The organism is Streptomyces sp. NPDC012510, from assembly GCF_042955065.1.
Lineage (GTDB): Bacteria > Actinomycetota > Actinomycetes > Streptomycetales > Streptomycetaceae > Streptomyces.
On the sequence record NZ_JBIBEN010000001.1, the window covers coordinates 33,365 to 51,093 of the forward strand.

Genomic DNA, 17,729 nt, shown 5'->3' on the forward strand with positions numbered 1-17,729 from the left:
CGGTAACAGACACGGCCGAGGGTGGCGGCGCGCCCCGCCCCTCATGCGGCTTTGCCCCAGGTGAGCTGGCGTTCTGGGCTAACCACCAGCGGGGAACACCAACGCTGGAGGACGACTTGTGACGGCTGGGCGGCCGGTGATTGACACGCGACTCAGCGCCATGCCAACGTCGAAGCGCTTCGACTGCACGACAGTGCGATCGAGGAAGGCCGTATGCCGCCCCGGGCCCCGAGTCGCCCACGCTTTCCACGCCTTCTCCTTCGACCTCCTGCAAGGGACATCTCAGGTGAGTACCGCCGCCACACCCTCCGAGCCGACCACCACCGACCTGCCGTTCCGCGACCCCGCGCTCCCCCTCGCACAGCGAGTCGACGACCTGATCTCCCGGCTGACGCTCGACGAGCGCATCGCGCTGCTCTACCAGTACTCACCAGGGGTCCCGCGCCTCGGGCTGGCCCCCTTCAAGACCGGCACCGAAGGCCTGCACGGCGTGTCCTGGCTGGGGCCGGCCACCGTGTTCCCGCAGGCGGTAGGCCTGGGTGCCACCTGGGACGAGGAACTGCTGCAAGAGGTCGCCACGGCCGTCGGCACCGAGGCCCGCGCCTTCCACCGGCGCCCCTCCGACGACGGCTACCCGCACAGCCTCCAGATCTGGGCCCCCGTGGTGAACCTGCTGCGCGACCCCCGCTGGGGCCGCAACGAGGAGGGGTACGCGGAGGATCCACTGCTCACCGGCCGGCTCTCCGTCAGCTACTGCCGTGGGCTGGCCGGGGACCACCCGGTCTACCTGCGGACGGCACCCCTTCTCAAGCACTTCCTCGCCTACAACAACGAGGACGAGCGCGACCTCACCTCCTCCGTGGTGCCGCCCAGGGTGCTGCACGAATACGACCTCGCCGCCTTCCGCCCGGCCATCGAGTCCGGCGCCGCCACCGGCGTCATGCCGGCCTACAACCTCATCAACGGCCGCCCCTGCCATGTCAGTCCGCTGATCGAGACCGAGGTACGGCGCTGGGCCGAGCCCACCGGCCACGAGCTGTTCGTCTGCAGCGACGCCGGAGCCGTGACCAACCTGGTCGACTCGGAGCACTACTTCGACGACCACCCCACCTCCCACGCGGCGACGGTACGCGCCGGCGTCGACAGCATCACTGAGATGGGCGAGGACGGCAGCATCACCCTCGGCAGACTCCGCACGGCGGTCGACCGCGGGCTGCTCACCGAGTCCGACATCGACCGCGCCGCGCGACGCCACCTGTCGATCCGCTTCCGCCTCGGCGAGTTCGATCCCGGCCTCGACCCCTACGCCGGCGTCCGTGACGACGTCGTGGACAGCCCCGCACACCGTGCGCTTGCCCTGCGCGCCGCCACGGAGTCGGTGGTGCTGCTGAAGAACGACGGGGCACTGCCGCTGACACCGGCCGCCGGCCGGCGTGTGGCGCTCGTCGGACCGCTGGCGGACACCCTCTTCGAGGACTGGTACAGCGGCACCATGCCGTACCGGATCACGGTCGCCACCGGCCTGGAGACGGCGCTCAAGGAGGGTGGCGCCGAGCTGGTCTGTGTGGAGGGAGTGGACCGGATCACCCTGCGAGCCGCATCCACCGGAGGCCTCCTGCGCGTCCCGGCGGTCGACCCCGGCGGGCCGATGGTGGCCGGCGCCTCCACCGACGAGCAGGAGTCCGGCGACAGCGCCTGCCATGACCTGTTCGACTGGGGCGAAGGCGTGTTGACCCTCCGCAACGCGCGCACCGAGCGCTACGTCACGCTCAAGGACGGCGACCTCACCCTCGCCGCCGACCAGACGCAGCCGAACGGCTGGTTCGTCCACGAGACCGTCCGGCTGGAACCCCAGCCGGACGGCACGGAACTGCTGCGCAACATCAGCAACGGCCGTTACGCCGCCGTGGACCCCGCCACCGGCCGGGTCACCTGCTCCGCCGAAGCCCCCGAGAAGGCGGAACGCTGGACCCGAACGGTCGTCAGGCACGGAATCACCGAAGCCGTCGCAGCCGCCGCCTCGGCGGACGTCGCCGTGGTCGCCCTCGGAAACGACCCGCACATCAACGGCCGCGAGACTGAGGACCGTACCGGCATCTCGCTGCCGCCCGCACAAGAGGCCCTGCTGCGCGCCGTCGCCACCGAGCGCCCCGAGTCGGTGCTCGTCGTGATGAGCAGCTACCCGTACGCCGTCGAATGGGCGGACGAGCACCTGCCCGCCGTGCTGTGGACCTCCCACGGCGGGCAGGAGACGGGCCGCGCACTCGCCGCGATCCTGCTCGGCGAGGCCGAACCCTCGGGACGGCTGCCGCAGACCTGGTACCGCGGCGACGATCCGCTGCCCGGCCGCCTTGACTACGACATCATCACCTCCGGCTGGACGTACCAGTACCACGAGGCCGCACCCCTGTACCCCTTCGGGCACGGCCTGTCCTACACCGGCTTCGCCTACTCCGACCTGCGGCTGTCAGCCCGGGAAGCGGCGCAAGACGACACTCTGACCGTGAGCGTCGAGCTCACCAACACCGGAACGCGCCCGGGCACAGAGACCGTGCAGCTCTACACCCGCGCGCTCGCCGCCTGCCACCGCGCGCCCAGGCGCAGACTGGCGGACTTCCGCAAGGTTTCCCTCGCCCCCGGTGAACGGCGGCGGCTGGAGTTCGGTGTGCCCGTCGCGGCCTTGGCCCATTGGTCCGTCTCAGCCGGCGCCTTCGCTGTGGACCCGGGACAGTACGAGATCCTGATCGGGCACTCGGCCGAAACCATCGCCCTGACAGCGCCCTTCACCGTGACGGGGCCGGCCCTCCCCGTCCGCAGCCTCATCGGCGGACGACTGGAGGCCGTCGACTTCGACGAGTGCGTGGGCGGCACGCTCGTCGACGCCACCCGGGAGAAGGGAGAGGCGGTCACGCCGGCAACCGGTGACGAACACTGCGGACTGCGCTACCGCTCGGTCGACCTGGGCGCCCCGGCAGACGGACCGCGCGTCATCACGGCCGAGGTGTCCCGCGCGACGGAGGAGGCCGCGACCGTCGACATCTACGCCGACGGCGGCCCCGGTACCGGCACCCTGCTGGCCGGCCTCCACGTCCCCGCCGACACCGACGGCCGGTACGACTGGCGCGCGGTCAGCGCACCGTTGCCGACGGAGGTGACCGGGGTGCACGATCTGTATCTCGTTCTCCGGGGCGGTGTCCACTTGGCCGCGATCGCCGGCGGGACGCGGTAACAACCGGTGGGACGCGGGGAACGACCGGTGGGACGCGGTGGGAAAACGGTCCGCCGCCGCGCTCCACACCGCCCGACACTGACGCACGTGTTCCGAGCATTGACGCACGTGGTCCGCGCGGATCTATTCTCTGCCTGAAGATGGGGCGCCCGGGCTCCGGCCGCGTCGTCGTACCGCCGCACGGAGTGGAGGATCGGGGGCCTCCACGTACCGCAGGAGGGCCGGGGCGGGTATGCGACAGATCGCACGCCATGAAGTCGTCTTCGTCTCCGGCTCCGCCGGAGAGCATGAACTGACCTGGTCGCAGAAGGCCCACGCACGCGAGGGATGCCACCCCCATCTCCACGGGCCCCGCAACAGGAACGTCCGGATGGGGCGGCCACTTGACGGCCGACCCGACATGGCCGCGGTGCTGCGTGCCTTCGCCGCGGTCATGGCCCGTTTCGAGGCGCTGCGCACGCTGTACCCACGTAACGCGGACGGGCACCCGCGCGCGGTCGTCGTGGCTTCCGGTGTGCTCCAGGTCGACGAGTACGCCTCCGACGCCCCGCCGACCTACGACGAGCTGAGCGCCTTCACCCTCCGACTGGCCGAGCCCGGATTCGCCCCGGAGGACCTGCCGTTGCGGGCCGCCGTCGTCACCCTGGACGGCAGACCCGTCCACATCGCGCTGTCATTGCACCATTTCTCGGCGGACACGACGGCCGCCCGGATCGTGGCCGAACACGTAGCCCGACTGGCCGCCGATCCGGGCGCCCACCTCGGTTCGGGGTGGCAGCCGCGGCAGATCGCGAGCTTCGAAGCCAGTTCCGCAGGGCTGCGGCATGCCCATCGTGTGGACACCCATGACCGTGTCATGCTCCGTCAGTCCGTCATGCCCGAACTTCAGGTGCCCGCGAGCCACAGGGACACCGTCTACAACTTCGTCTGCCTCGACTCGGCGGCGGTCGCGCTCGCGGCAGCCCGTCTTGCGAAGCAGTACCGGACGTCCGTGGCCGCCGTCCTGCACACCGCATACGCGTGCGCGCTCGCCGAGCACCTCGGCATCGGCACCTGCGTGTTCAACACCGTGATGGCCAACCGGCAGACCGCCTTCGCCCGCGAGGCGGTGGCCCACATCGCCGGCAGGGCCCTCGTCCCGGTCGACACGTCCCTCGGCAGTGACCGGTTCCCGGCGCTGTGCCGGGCCGTCGACGCGGCACTCGAGAAATCCTCCTCCGTCAGCATGCGAGAGCCCGACCGCTACGCCAGATCCCTGGACGAGGTCTCCGCCGAACTGGGCCGCTCCGCACACAACCCGTACGTGGTCAACATCCGCCCCATAGCGCCCGGCACGCTCATCCGGGCTCGCGCGGACAGGGCACAGCAGGACCTCGAGCGAGCCATGGCATCCAGCCGTTACCGACGCTTCCCCAAACCCGTCGACACGAACTCCGGAAAGCTCTGCTTCGATGTGTGGGGTATGTCCGAGACCGCCGGAATAAGTCTCGGGACGGATGCGACGTCGTTCGACGCGACGGATCTCGAACAGATACTCCTGTCCTTCGAGAGGCGGCTGGTCGGAGCCGCGATCGTCGGTCACGCCGCACGGAGCGGCTCCTTCGCCGGCCCGTAGAGACCCGGCGGGGTCCGGATGGCGGACGTCGCGATCCAGCTCCGCCTGGATGAAGTACCGGGTCGGACCAGGGTCCCGTCGGCGCTCTGTCGGTCAATCACCGCGACGGCTCGGTGCGAAGCGGTGTTGTACCTGGCGTTCAGCGGGGCGGTGTACGACCGGCGGCCGACCTTGGTCCACGCCCCCGACACCAGGTCGCCCTGACACAGGTCGAACTTCGCGTTGGGGCAGAAGGCGTCACCCCACAGGGACCAGGTGAGTGCGGGTTGTTGTCGTTGAGCGGCGTCCACACCCGGCCGTCGCCACTGACCGCCAGGTGCAGGGCAGACGGCGGCCTGGCCCGACCAGGCCACGCCGTGCAGGGCCTTCTGGCCGCGCTGCGGAAAGCAGCGCTGCCCAGGCGCTCGACGGCGGGCGTGAACTGGTGCGGAGATCCGACCCTTCGTCAAGGGCGAGCCGCGACAGATGGTCGGCGATGTGCGTCGCGAACGGCAGCTGCGATCACGGAACGGCGGTGGTGTGTGCGGCGCGGGCGCAGACACATGGGATTCCCTGACGTGAAGCCGAGGATGATTTCGAAGCGCTTCGATGCCTCGACAGGACACTTGTACTTGGGGAGTGCCAAGAGGTCAACATCGTCACCATGTAGGGCGTGCAGCGAGGCTGCTTTTCGCACACATGGGAGGAATCTTGGAAGCGACTCTTGTGCGCCACTATGCATTCCTTTAATCTCGCAGCCACGTCGAAGCGCTTCGACTGTGCATCGCGTCACATTGATGGGATGTTTGCTTTTCAGCTCAGCCGGTTCCAGTCACGACACCTCAGCCGACGGCCCACGCCGCGTGTCCAGGTGTGCAATGAAGGGTTGACGCAATGACGCCGAACGCCGCCTCCCCCTCCCCAGGACCGAGTCGAAGAAGCTTCCTCGCCTCCACGGCGGTCGCCACCGCGGCGGTCGCCGGCGGGATGCCGCTGCTCACCGCCTGCGGCGGGTCGGACAGTGGGTCGCGCGAGGGCACCACATCGGGCAAGGCCGCCGACAAGCTGCTGCCGACGTACGTCGCCAGCAACGTGGCCCAGCCGGACCTTCCGGCGAAGAACGGTTCGGCGGCCGGCTATACCGGCAAGGTCGATCTCGCTGCCCTCGCCACCTCGGTCCCGGACAAGCTCGGCACCGGCGCACCCCTGAAGATCATGTCCCCGCTGTGGGGTACCCCGCCGAAGCCCGACTGCGCCTACTACAGGGCACTCGACGCGGCGGCGGGCACCAAGATCACCTGGCAGAACCAGGACGGCAACACCTACGGCGAGAAGCTCGGCGCGGTCCTCGCCTCCAGCTCCATACCCGACATGGTGGTCGTGCCCGGCTGGGAGCTGGTCGGCAAGATCGCGAGCGCGGTCACCGCGAAGTTCATGGATCTCGGCCCCTACCTGGCGGGCGACAAGGTCAAGAGGTACCCGAACCTGGCCGCGATCCCCTCCGACTCCTGGCGCATGTCCATCTTCGGCGGCGCTCTGCGCGGCATCCCGATGCCAGCCGCCGCCGCACCCAACATCGTGCCCTTCTACCGCAAGGACATCTTCGACAAGAAGGGCTACACCGTCCCCAAGTCGCCCGACGAGTTCCTCAGCTGGGCCAAGGAGGCCACCAGTGCCAAGGCCAAGGTGTGGGCCTGTGGTGACATGAGGTGGGCGGCGGGGGCGATCTTCGGCCTCCTCCCCGCCGGGACGCCCGGCTGGAACATCGGGGACGACGGCAAGCTGACGTACCGCATCGAGCATCCTGAGTACCTCGAACATCTGGAGTGGGTTCGCAAGCTGTTCGCCGCCGGTGTGGTACACCCCGACGACAAAGCAAACACGGGCGATCCCGGCCAGCGGTTCACCGCCGGGCAGATTTTGGTCTACAACCAGAACATGTCCGACTGGTACGCCAAGACCTCCGAACAGGCCCAGTCCAACCCGGAGTTCCAGATCGAGGGCATGGACTATTTCGGCGCCGACGGCGGCAACCCGACACTGTATGCGGGCCAGCCCGCCACCATATGGTCGATGATCCGCAAGGGCGCCTCGAAGGCGACGATCGAGAACGCGCTGGCCGCCGCCAACTTCGCGGCAGCACCGTACGGCACCAAGGAGCGGATGTCCGTCGACTACGGCGTCGAGGGCACCCACTACTCGGTCAGGGACGGCGTCCCGGTCAAGAACGACCGGGGTAACCAAGAGGTGAACAACGCCTGGGGGATGCTCGCGGCCCCGGCTCCCTACCTCGCCCACCCCGACTTCCCCGAGATCGCCCGCAAGCAGGTCGAGTGGCAGCAGCGGCAGGGCGCCTTCATGAAGAAGACGTCCACCTACGGCATGAACATCGTCGAGCCGAGCCGCTACGCCACGCTCTCCAGCCAGTTCGAGCAGTTGGAGATCGACTTCGTGCGCGGCAACAAGAAGCTGTCCGACATACAGCAGGCCATCTCCACCTGGAAGTCCTCCGGCGGCGACAAGCTGCGCGACTGGTACAAGCAGCTCATCGACAAGAACGGCAGTGGCAACTGATGTCCCTCACGGCCGGGAGCAGGCCGGGCGGGCCCCGTCCCCCCGCGGCCGTCGAGGAGCCGACGGCCGCGGTCGCCTCAGCCACCGCGAAGGAGAGCGTGCCGCGCAGGGCCGGCAAGGCCGGAAAAGTTCCCTTCCGGGTCCGGTGGCGCCGTGACCGCGCGCTCATCCTGCTGACGCTGCCCGTCATCGTCCTGCTCCTGCTCTTCAACTACGTCCCGCTGCTGGGCAACGTCGTCGCCTTCCAGGACTACGACCCGTACGTCTCCAGCAACGGTGTCGCGGCGATCTTCCACAGCCCCTGGGTCGGGGTGGAGCAGTTCTCGCGAATGGTCGACGACCCGCTGTTCTGGAGCGCGGCCAAGAACACCATCGTGCTGTTCGTGCTCCAGCTGGTGCTGTTCTTCCCGGTCCCCATCGCCCTCGCGCTGCTCATCAACAGCGTGATCCGGCCGAGGGTGCGGGCCGTGGCGCAGGCGATCATGTATCTGCCGCACTTCTTCTCCTGGGTCCTCGTCGTCACCGTGTTCCAGCAGATCTTCGGCGGCGCGGGCATCATCGCCCAGACCCTGGAGGACCACGGGTGGAGCGGCTTCGACCTGATGACCAACGCGGACCTCTTCAAGTACCTGGTCACCGCGCAGGCCGTCTGGAAGGACGCCGGCTGGGGCATCATCGTCTTCCTCGCGGCGCTGGCCGCGGTCAGCACCGATCTGTACGAGGCCGCCGCCATGGACGGCGCGGGGCGCTGGCGACGCATGTGGCACGTCACCCTGCCCGCGCTGCGCCCGGTGATCGCGCTGCTGCTGGTCCTCAGGGTGGGCGACGCGCTGAGCGTCGGGTTCGAGCAGTTCCTGCTCCAGCGCGACGCCGTCGGTGCGGGAGCAAGCGAGGTCCTCGACACCTACGTGTGGAACATGGGTATCCAGAACGGCGACTTCAGCTACGCGGCCGCGGTCGGCCTCGTCAAGGGAGCCATCGGAGTGTGTCTCGTCCTGGGCGCGAACAAGGTCGCGCACCTGCTCGGCGAGCAGGGGGTGTACAAGAAGTGAGCCTCAACACGCAGCTCATCCGCAGCCTCAAGGCTCCCGCCCGCCCTGTGTGGGAGGAGCCGCCCAGCAAGACCGGACTCACCGCGAAGGGCGGCTTCCTGGTCCTGTGCTGCCTGGGCGTGCTCGGTCCGCTGTGGATCGTGATCGTCACCAGTCTCTCCCCGAAACCGGTGATCGACCGGGTCGGCGGACTCGTCGTGCTCCCCCAGGGCATCACCTTCGTCAACTACACGGAACTGCTCAGCGGCGGCCAGGTCAGCCGGGCGATGCTGGTCTCGGTCGGCGTCACGCTCGTCGGCACCCTGTTCTCGATGACGGTGTCGGTGCTCGCGGCCTACGGGCTGTCCCGGCCGGGCAGTCTGGGGCACCGGTTCTTCCTGATGACCATGATGGCGACGATGTTCTTCGGCGCCGGTCTCATTCCGACGTACCTGCTGGTGCAGTCGCTGGGCCTCACCGACACCTATCTGTCGCTGATCCTGCCGAGCGCGGTCAGCGTCTTGAACATCCTGGTTCTGCGGGCCTTCTTCATGGGGATCTCGCCCGAACTCACCGAGTCCGCCCGCATCGACGGGGCCAGCGACCTGCGCATCCTGCTGACCGTCATCATGCCGCTGTCGCGCGCGGTGCTGGCCGTCATCTCCCTGTTCTACGCGGTCGGCTACTGGAGCGCATGGTTCAACGCCTCCATCTACCTCACCGACCAGCAGATGATGCCCCTGCAGAACGTGCTCATCCAGCTGGTCCAGAAGAACACCGAAGCCCCGACGGGCCTCCAGCAGGCGGTCCGCACCGGCGAACTCTCCGCGCTGGGACTGCAGATGGCCGTCATGGTCCTCGCGCTGATCCCCGTCACGATCGCCTCCCCGTTCGTCCAGCGGCACTTCAAGAAGGGCATGCTCACGGGCGCGGTCAAGGGCTGACCCCCTCGCCTCGCCCCGCCCCGCCCCGCCCCGCGCCGCGCCGCGCCGTAGAACCGCCGGTCCTGGGTCCGCGACCTCGTTGTCGTTGTTCGCGCCCACGCGGCGGAGCCGCACAGCGATACCACCCCGCGCCCCTGTGGGCGTCACCCTCCCTTTGTCCTGCGGAAGAAGAGGTATGTCATGCGCACCTTCCCCCTCAGCAGAAGAGCTGTACTCGCCGGGACCGCTGCCACCGCCGCGGTCGCCACCCTGCCGGTCCTCCAGGGACGTGCGCAGGCCGCCGACAGCGGCACCGAGACCGCCGCCCCCGCCTACCGCTGGCGCAACGCCGTCCAGGGCGGCACCGGATTCGTCACCGGCCTCCTCTTCCACCCCTCTTGCCGTGGCCTGGCCTACGCCCGTACCGACATCGGCGGCGCCTACCGCTGGGACGACCGGACCGACCGCTGGATCCCGCTGACCGACCACCTCGGCTGGGACGACTGGAACCTGCTCGGTGTGGAGGCCATGGCCGTCGACCCGGCCCACCCGAACCGGGTGTACCTGACCCTCGGCGCGTACACGCAGTCCTGGGCCGGCAACGGGGCCGTGCTGCGGTCCGAGAACCGCGGTGCCACCTGGAAGCGCACCGACCTCACCGTGAAGCTGGGCGGCAACGAGGACGGGCGCGGTGCCGGTGAGCGGCTGCTCGTCGACCCGCGCGACAGCGACACCCTGTGGCTGGGCACCCGGCACGACGGGCTGCTCAAGTCCACCGACCGTGGCGCCACGTGGCAACCCGCTGACTTTCCGGCCGTCCCGAGCGCCACCGGCCAGGGCGTCACCCTCCTCGTCGCCGCGGGCCGTGCGGTCTACGCCGGCTGGGGTGACTCCGACGGCACGGCCGACCAGCCGAACCTGTACCGCACCTTCGACGGGAAGACCTGGAAGCCCGTCCCCGGCCGGCCCACCGGCACCGCCGCCAAGGTACCGATCCGCGCCGCGTACGACCGCCACACGCGCGAGCTGTACGTGACGTACGCCAACGCACCCGGACCCAACGGCCAGTCGGACGGCAGCGTCCACAAACTGCGTACCGTCAACGGCAGGTGGACGAATGTCACCCCGGTGAAGCCGGGCGGAACCGCGACGGACGGGTCGGCCGACACCTTCGGCTACGGCGGTGTGGCCGTCGACGCCCGCCACCCCGGCACGCTCGTCGTCTCCACGAACAACCGGTGGGCCGAGATCGACACCGTCTTCCGCTCCACGAACGGCGGCCGCACCTGGACGTCCCTGAAGGACAGGGCCGTCCTCGACGTCTCCGAGACCCCGTACCTCAAGTGGGGCGGAGACAAGGCAAAGTTCGGCTGGTGGATCCAGGCCCTCGCCCTCGACCCGTACGACTCCAAGCACATCGTCTACGGCACCGGCGCGACCATCTACGGCACCCGCGACCTCAAGCGCTGGGCCCCGCAGATCCGCGGTCTGGAGGAGGCGTCCATCCGCCAGCTGGTCTCGCCTCCGACCGGTGAGGCACACCTGCTCAGCGGGTCCGGGGACATCGGTGTGATGTACCACGAGCGGCTCACGGCATCCCCGTCGCGCGGCATGGCGTCGAACCCGGTGTTCGGCACCTCCACCGGCCTGTCGCTGGCCGCGGCCAAGCCGTCGTACGTGGTCCGGGCGGGCTGGGGCAACGACGGCAACGGCGCCTACTCGAACGACGGCGGTAAGACCTGGGCTCCCTTCGAGGCGCAGCCCGCCGTCGCCAAGGACGCGCCGGGGCCGATCGCCACCAACGCCGACGGCAGCGTGCTGCTGTGGTCCTTCGGCACGGCGAACCCGGGATACCGCTCGGTCGACAACGGCGCCACCTGGTCCGAGGTCGCCTCCTTCCCGAAGGGCGCCGCCCCGGTCGCGGACCCCGTCGACCCGACCCGCTTCTACGCCTTCGACACCACGACCGGCACGGTGTTCGCCAGCACCGACAGCGGCCGGACCTTCACCGCGGGGGCCGCCGGCCTGAGCTCGGGCGACAGCGAGTTCCAGCTGACGGCCGCCCCGGGCCGCACCGGCGACCTGTGGCTCAGCCTCAAGGGGAACGGGCTGTACCGCTCGACCGACGGGGGCGCGGCCTACACCAAGGTCAGCAGCTGCCAGGCCTCGCACACCCTGGGCTTCGGCAAGGCCGCCAGGGGCGCTTCCTACCCGGCGATCTACATGGTCGGCGCCATCGAGAGCTTCAACGCCATCTACCGCTCCGACGACGAGGCGAAGACCTGGGTGCGGATCAACGACGACCAGCACCAGTGGGGCTGGACCGGAGCCGCCATCACCGGCGACCCGCGCGTGTACGGCCGGGTCTACGTCTCCACCAACGGACGCGGCGTGCAGTACGGAGAACCCGTCTGATGCCCCATCCGCGCGACCCGGAGCAGTGGCCGGAGGAGACCCGGGACGACATCGTGCCGCCCCGCCTGCCCCACTCCGTGCGCAAACTCGACCCAGGCCCTGGACTGCTTCACCTCCGGCACCCCCGCGTTCGGTGACCCGAACGCCGAACGGGTCGTCGTCATACATCACCCCCTCGTACGGCCTGGCGGCGATCAGCCTCGCTGATTCAGCAATCACTCGTAAAAGACAGGAAACCCCATGAGAAAGTCTTGGATTCTACCCCTGATCACAGTTGTCGCCACCGCGTTCGGGGTGACAGCGGTTGGTGCGGCCCCTGCCTCGGCCGCCTCCGACACGCCCTTGCGGGTCATGCCGTTGGGTGACTCGATCACCTGGGGTGTGGGAAGCAGTACGGGCAACGGCTACCGGGCCCCGTTGTGGGACAAGCTTGTGGCGGACGGCCATCCGCTGGACTTCGTGGGCACGGTGCGGGGCGGTTCGATGTCCGACCCGGACAACGAAGGCCACTCGGGATACCGCATCGACCAGATCGCTGCCCTCGCCGACGCCTCGCTGACCCGCTACCGGCCCAACGTAGTGACGCTGCACATCGGTACCAACGACCTCCAGGGGGCTTCCGAGGCCAACACGGCCATCGCCCGGCTGAGGTCGCTGGTCAACCAGGTCACCGCCGACGTCCCCGACGCAACCGTCCTCGTCGCCTCCCTGGTCGTGTCCACCAGCCCCTCGGAGGAGCAGCACCGGCCCGCGTACAACCGGGCCATCCCTCAGATCGTGAGCGACGCACAGGCCGCGGGCAAACGCGTCGCATACGTGGACATGAGCAGCCTGACCACGGCCGACCTGGACGACCCTCTTCATCCCAACGACGCGGGCTACCGGAAGATGGCCGACGCCTTCCACCGCGGCATCCAGGCCGCTGACAACGCCGGATGGCTGAAGAACCCCGCCCCCGCCCCCGCACGCGTGCAGTCCGGCGTGGCCGGCAAGTGCCTGGACGTCAACGGCGCGAACACGGCCGACGGGACCGCTGTCCAGACCTGGAGCTGCAGCGGCAATGCCAACCAGGTGTGGTCCGCCTACACGGACGGCACCCTGCGCTCCATGGGCAAGTGCCTCGACGCCGCCGGCGGGAGCACGGCCAACGGCACCAAGGTGCAGATCTGGGCCTGCCACGGCGGCGCCAACCAGGTCTGGCAGCCCCACAACGGCGGCTACCGCAATCTCGCCTCCGGCCGCTGCCTCGACGTTCCGGGCTCCTCCACGGCCGACGGCACGCAGCTCGTGCTGTGGGACTGCAACGGCGGCTCCAACCAGAAGTGGACCACTCTGACCGCCGGATGACCCCGCTCCCGGGAACTGAACCCTTTCCGGGCTCAGCTCCCGGGAGAACTTGGTGGCGGGGCAAGGCCGAGGACAGACGGCACCCGTGTCGCTGCTTCCTTGGAACGTGTGCTTCCCGGGTGCGGCCGTCCCCGGATCGTGCTGCGGAGACGTCGTACGCCCTTACCCACATCAACCACCGTGCCTGCCCCCTCCGTTCGGGGGGGGCTGGCCGGGAGCATCGCCCCGGCCGCGCCGGATTCCAGAAAGGACAGCGTCATGTTCCGCAAGTCCAAGAAGAGAAGCGTCAGGGATGTACTGGTAAACCTGCTGATGGGGATCTCGCCGCTATTCGCGGCGCTCGTACTGACCGGCGCCTCGGCCACCACCGCGTCGGCCGCGTCACTGGCCGAGGTGACCAACTTCGGCAGCAACCCCGGCAACCTGCGGATGTACGTCTACAAGCCCGACAGCGCTCCGGCACGCCCGGCGGTGCTGGTGGCAGCGCACTACTGCACCGGCACGGGGCCCACCTTCTACTCCAACACGGAGTTCGCCCGCCTGGCCGACCAGCACGGGTTCATCGTCGTCTACCCGGACGCGAACGTCAGCGGGCAGTGCTTCGACGTCTCCTCGCCCCAGGCGCTCAGGCATGACGGGGGCAGTGACCCCACGAGCATCGCCCAGATGGTCCGGTACACCCTGCAGAACATGAACGCCGACCCCGACCGGGTCTACGTCACCGGCGCCTCGTCCGGCGCGATGACGACCAATGTCATGCTCGGCGCGTACCCCGACCTGTTCAAGGCCGGGGCGGCCTTCATGGGCGTGCCGTTCGGCTGCTTCGCCACCACCGACGGCTCCGGCTGGAACACTGCCTGCGCCACCGGCCAGATCAGCAAGACCCCGCAGGAGTGGGGCGACCTCGTCCGCAACGCCTACCCGGGCTACACCGGCCCCCGGCCGCGGATGCAGCTGTGGCACGGTACCGAGGACGAAGCGCTGCGCTACCCGAACTTCGGTGAAGAGATCAAGCAGTGGACCAACGTGCTCGGGGTGAGCCAGACCCCGGTCTTCACCGACTCCCCGCAGTCCAACTGGACCCGCACCCGCTACGGCTCCGCCGGCGCGCAGGCACCGGTCGAGGCGAACAGCTTCCAGGGTGTCGGACACAGCCTGCCCGAAAGCGGTATGGCTGCCCGGGCCATCGCCTTCTTCGGACTCGACGGCTCCGGCGGGAACGGCGGGACCACCACAGGACCGGTCCACGCCATCGGTTCGGGCAAGTGCCTGGACGTGCCCGGCTCTTCGCGGACCAATGGCACCCAGACGCAGATCTGGGACTGCAACGGCCAGACGAACCAGACCTGGACGAGCACGTCGACCAAGCAGCTCACCGTCTACGGCGGCGCGAAGTGCCTCGACGCGGCCGGCAGCGGGGCCGGCGCCAAAGTCGCGATATGGGACTGCAACGGCGGCAGCAACCAGCAGTGGACCCTCAACGCCAACGGCACCATCACCGGTGTCCAGTCAGGCCTGTGCCTGGATGTGACCGGTGCCTCCACCGCCAGCGGCGCACAGGCCCAACTGTGGGACTGCAACGGCGGCAGCAACCAGCGGTGGCGCCTCGGCTGACATCACCGCCCACGAACTCCGGGGGCTTGTGTTGAGAACTTCCACGTCGATTCCGAGACGTGCGCCAGTGCTCGATGACGGCGTTCTTGGAGCCGGTATGGACCCAGCTCTCGGCGATGGTCGGATACGTCTTCTTGGCTTGGTCAAGAAGACGTATCCATGCTCGCCCCGGCCTTCCTGACCGTCCCGGAGATCCGCCACCTACTCCCCGTCGCCCTCAACTCACCGTCCACGTCCACGACCAGGCTGCCGCACTGGTCGATCTGGCGCAGACGCCACCGGGCAACAACCCGACGCAGCCACTACCGACGACGATCCACCAACGGATCTGCTGGAGAGATCACGAAACCGCACCTCGCTCGCTGTCATCGATCACCCGCGAGGTCGAGATCACCCCTGCTCGTCTCGGCCGCACCCTCAGCACGTCGGGGACGGCGCCACGGACGGTCGATCGGACCGGACACCGCCCGCCACCACGCCTCCACCGGCAGCCTCCCCGCCGGCTCGAACGGCTCACCCGGCCGCGGGAACGCCACCGCCTGACCAGCCTCCTCGGCCTCGTACTTCGTCCACTCCCCCGGCTCCGCCCACGCGTGCAACGCCAGGTTGAAGGTCCCCCAGTGGATCGGCAACAGCACCCCACCCGGACCGCCTCGCTGCAGGTCAAGATGGGCCTGCACCCCCTGGGCCGGCGACATGTGAATGTCCGGCCAGGCTCCAGGCAGCGGCGTATAGTCCGTGTGATTCTTGGGCCAGAACTCGGAGTAGGCGCCGACCTGGATCATCGTGATGTCGAAGGGGCCGTGCTCGGCGCCGATGTCCTTGAAGCCCTCGAAGTACCCGGTGTCGCCGCTGTGGTAAATCCGGTGGTCGTCACCGGCGACGACCCAGGACGCCCACAGCGTGTGCTGGGTGTTGCGCAGGCCACGGCCGCAGAAGTGCCGGGCGGGCGTGGCGGTGAGGGTGAGGCCGCCGACCTTCGTCGCCTCGTGCCAGTCCAGCTCGCGGATCCGGTCCTCGGAGACGCCCCAGTGCTCCAGATGGGCACCGACGCCGAGGGGAACGGCGAAGAGCGTGTCCGTGCCGGCCAACTGCTTGATCGTGGGCATGTCCAGGTGGTCGTAGTGGTCGTGCGAGATGACGACGACGTCGACCGGGCCCAGCGCGGCCAGCGGAACCGGCACGGGGTGCAGCCGCTTGGGCCCGGCGAAGGCGAACGGGGAGCAGCGCTCGCCCCAGACCGGGTCGAAGAGCACCCGATGTCCGTCGATCTCGGCGAGCACGCTGGAGTGCCCCATCCAGCTGATCCGCAGACCGCTCGCCGGCGGCTTGGCCAGGTCTGCGAGGGTCGTGGAGTGCACGGGGACCAACCCGGCCGGGGCGCGTCTTACGCGCTCGTCCTTGCGGAAGAGACTCTTCGCCATCCCCGCCGCGGCGCTGCCGGAGGGACGGATCCGGGCGCCGACCGGGTTCACGAAGACCCCGTTCGCGAAGTGCGGGGATCTACGGATCCGCTCGAGCCGGGCACCGCTCGGGTCCGCGCCGAAGGCGGCGGGGCGCGCTGCGCGCAGCCCCGAGCTCAGAGAACGGGATCCGTGACCGGACACGGCACCTCCTGGTGATTCGCTCAGGCATCCCATTATGGTCCGCCCTTCCGACACCGCCGGGTCCGACCCGTCGCCGAGCGATGCCATACTGACCAACGATTCAGTAGACCTCTGTGTTCCCGCAGCCCTCGCCCTCTCCGCCTCACCAGGCCACCCCGAGGAGCCCTCTCATGACCACCGCCCCCTTCGTGTCGCTCACCTGGACCGATCCCCTCACGGGGCAGCGGGGCCATCTCGTCGTGGACCGGCTGGTGCGCGGGGTCTGCAGCGGCGGGCTACGGATGCGGCCGGGCTGCACGCTCGACGAGGTCACCGGCCTCGCCCGTGGCATGACCATGAAAGAAGCGCTGCACTACGACCCCGAGAGCCGCTACGTCCCGCTGGGCGGCGCCAAGGGGGGCATCGACTGCGACCCCCGGGACCCGGAGGCGTACGGCGTCCTGGTCCGCTACCTGCGCGCGGTGCGCCCCTACGTCGAGCATTTCTGGGCGACCGGCGAGGACCTCGGGCTCACCCAGGACCTGGTGGACCGCGCGGCCCGTGAGGCGGGCCTGGTGTCGACGATCCAGGCCGTGTACCCCCTCCTCGACGACGAGAAGACGGCCCGCGAGAGGCTCGCGGACGCCTTCCGGATCGAGGTGGACGGCATCGGCCTGGACGAACTGGTCGGCGGCTGCGGTGTCGCCGAGTCCGTGCTCACGGCCCTGGACCGGGCGGGAACGCCGTACGCCGGGACACGGGTCGCCGTGCAGGGCTTGGGCACCATGGGCGGAGCCACCGCCCGCTTCCTCTCGCGCGCCGGGCTCACGATCGTCGCCGTCGCCGACATCAAGGGCACCGTGACCAACCCCGCGGGCCTGGACATCGAGGCGCTGCTCGCCGCCCGCGACGCACACGGCACGGTCGACCGCTCCGTCCTGCGCCCCGACGACCACGAGACGCCCGGCGACGCGTGGCTCGCCGCCGACGTCGACGTACTGGTCCCCGCGGCGGTCTCCTACGCGATCGACACCGCCAACCAGCGCCACATCACCGCCCGGCTGATCGCGGAGGCGGCCAACATGCCCGTCCTGCCGGAGGCCGAGGAACTGCTCGCCGCACGCGGAGTCACCGTCCTTCCGGACGTCATGGTCAACTCCGGCACGAACGCCTGGTGGTGGTGGACCCTCTTCGGCGACATCGGTCCCGCCGCCGAGGAGGCCCTCACCCACGTCCGCCGCTCCATGCGCACCCTGGTGGAGCTGACCCTTGCCCGCGCCGAGACCGACGGCACGACCCCCCGGGCGGCCGCCCACACCGTCGCCGCCGACCGCCTCGCCCTGATCGAGCAACGCTTCGGTCGGCACCGCTAAGGGTGTCCGGACACGTTCCCGGCCCTTCCGGCATGGCGCGAGG

General features: G+C 69.5%; 10 protein-coding genes and 1 pseudogene. 9 read left to right on the forward strand and 2 right to left on the reverse strand.

Annotated features, from left to right (window positions below; genetic code table 11):
• The first annotated feature begins 286 nt into the window (after positions 1–286).
• From ACFY9I_RS00150 to ACFY9I_RS00185, 8 genes are all read left to right on the forward strand, one after another.
• A complete protein-coding gene (locus ACFY9I_RS00150; RefSeq protein ID WP_390994438.1) occupies positions 287–3,229 on the forward strand; it encodes a glycoside hydrolase family 3 C-terminal domain-containing protein in 2,943 nt (980 codons plus the stop codon).
• A gap of 232 nt (positions 3,230–3,461) precedes the next feature.
• On the forward strand, positions 3,462–4,844 hold the full coding sequence (locus tag ACFY9I_RS00155; protein ID WP_390994441.1) for a condensation domain-containing protein: 1,383 nt from the start codon (positions 3,462–3,464) through the stop codon (positions 4,842–4,844).
• 873 nt (positions 4,845–5,717) lie between these two features.
• Positions 5,718–7,397: an extracellular solute-binding protein gene (locus tag ACFY9I_RS00160; RefSeq protein ID WP_390994444.1), complete on the forward strand. Its 1,680-nt coding sequence runs from the start codon at positions 5,718–5,720 to the stop codon at positions 7,395–7,397.
• On the forward strand, positions 7,397–8,449 hold the full coding sequence (locus ACFY9I_RS00165; RefSeq protein ID WP_390994446.1) for an ABC transporter permease subunit: 1,053 nt from the start codon (positions 7,397–7,399) through the stop codon (positions 8,447–8,449). Before ACFY9I_RS00160 ends, ACFY9I_RS00165 begins: the two co-directional genes overlap by 1 nt.
• Positions 8,446–9,372, forward strand: coding sequence for an ABC transporter permease subunit (locus ACFY9I_RS00170; protein WP_390994449.1), 927 nt, complete (start codon positions 8,446–8,448; stop codon positions 9,370–9,372). The genes ACFY9I_RS00165 and ACFY9I_RS00170 overlap by 4 nt, the downstream gene beginning before the upstream one ends.
• Before the next feature lie 180 nt (positions 9,373–9,552).
• Positions 9,553–11,766 carry a 1,4-beta-glucanase gene (locus ACFY9I_RS00175; RefSeq protein WP_390994452.1) on the forward strand — a complete coding sequence of 738 codons (2,214 nt, stop codon included), beginning with the start codon at positions 9,553–9,555 and terminating at the stop codon, positions 11,764–11,766.
• A 240-nt stretch (positions 11,767–12,006) separates the two neighbouring features.
• Entirely contained in the window at positions 12,007–13,113 is a 1,107-nt protein-coding gene (locus ACFY9I_RS00180) for a ricin-type beta-trefoil lectin domain protein (RefSeq protein WP_390994454.1), read from the forward strand.
• A gap of 258 nt (positions 13,114–13,371) precedes the next feature.
• Complete coding sequence (locus ACFY9I_RS00185; protein WP_390994457.1) at positions 13,372–14,727, forward strand: PHB depolymerase family esterase; 1,356 nt, start codon at positions 13,372–13,374, stop codon at positions 14,725–14,727.
• Positions 14,728–14,748: 21 nt separating this feature from the next.
• On the opposite strand, the pseudogene ACFY9I_RS00190 reads toward ACFY9I_RS00185, so the two are convergent.
• Positions 14,749–14,884, reverse strand: a pseudogene (locus ACFY9I_RS00190) (IS5/IS1182 family transposase); the annotation flags it as partial.
• Positions 14,885–15,092: 208 nt separating this feature from the next.
• Positions 15,093–16,334: an MBL fold metallo-hydrolase gene (locus ACFY9I_RS00195; protein ID WP_390994460.1), complete on the reverse strand. Its 1,242-nt coding sequence runs from the start codon at positions 16,332–16,334 to the stop codon at positions 15,093–15,095.
• Between the two features lie 170 nt (positions 16,335–16,504).
• Here ACFY9I_RS00195 and ACFY9I_RS00200 point away from each other — a divergent pair, with 170 nt between their 5' ends.
• Entirely contained in the window at positions 16,505–17,686 is a 1,182-nt protein-coding gene (locus ACFY9I_RS00200; protein WP_390994462.1) for a Glu/Leu/Phe/Val dehydrogenase dimerization domain-containing protein, read from the forward strand.
• The last annotated feature ends 43 nt before the right edge of the window (positions 17,687–17,729 follow it).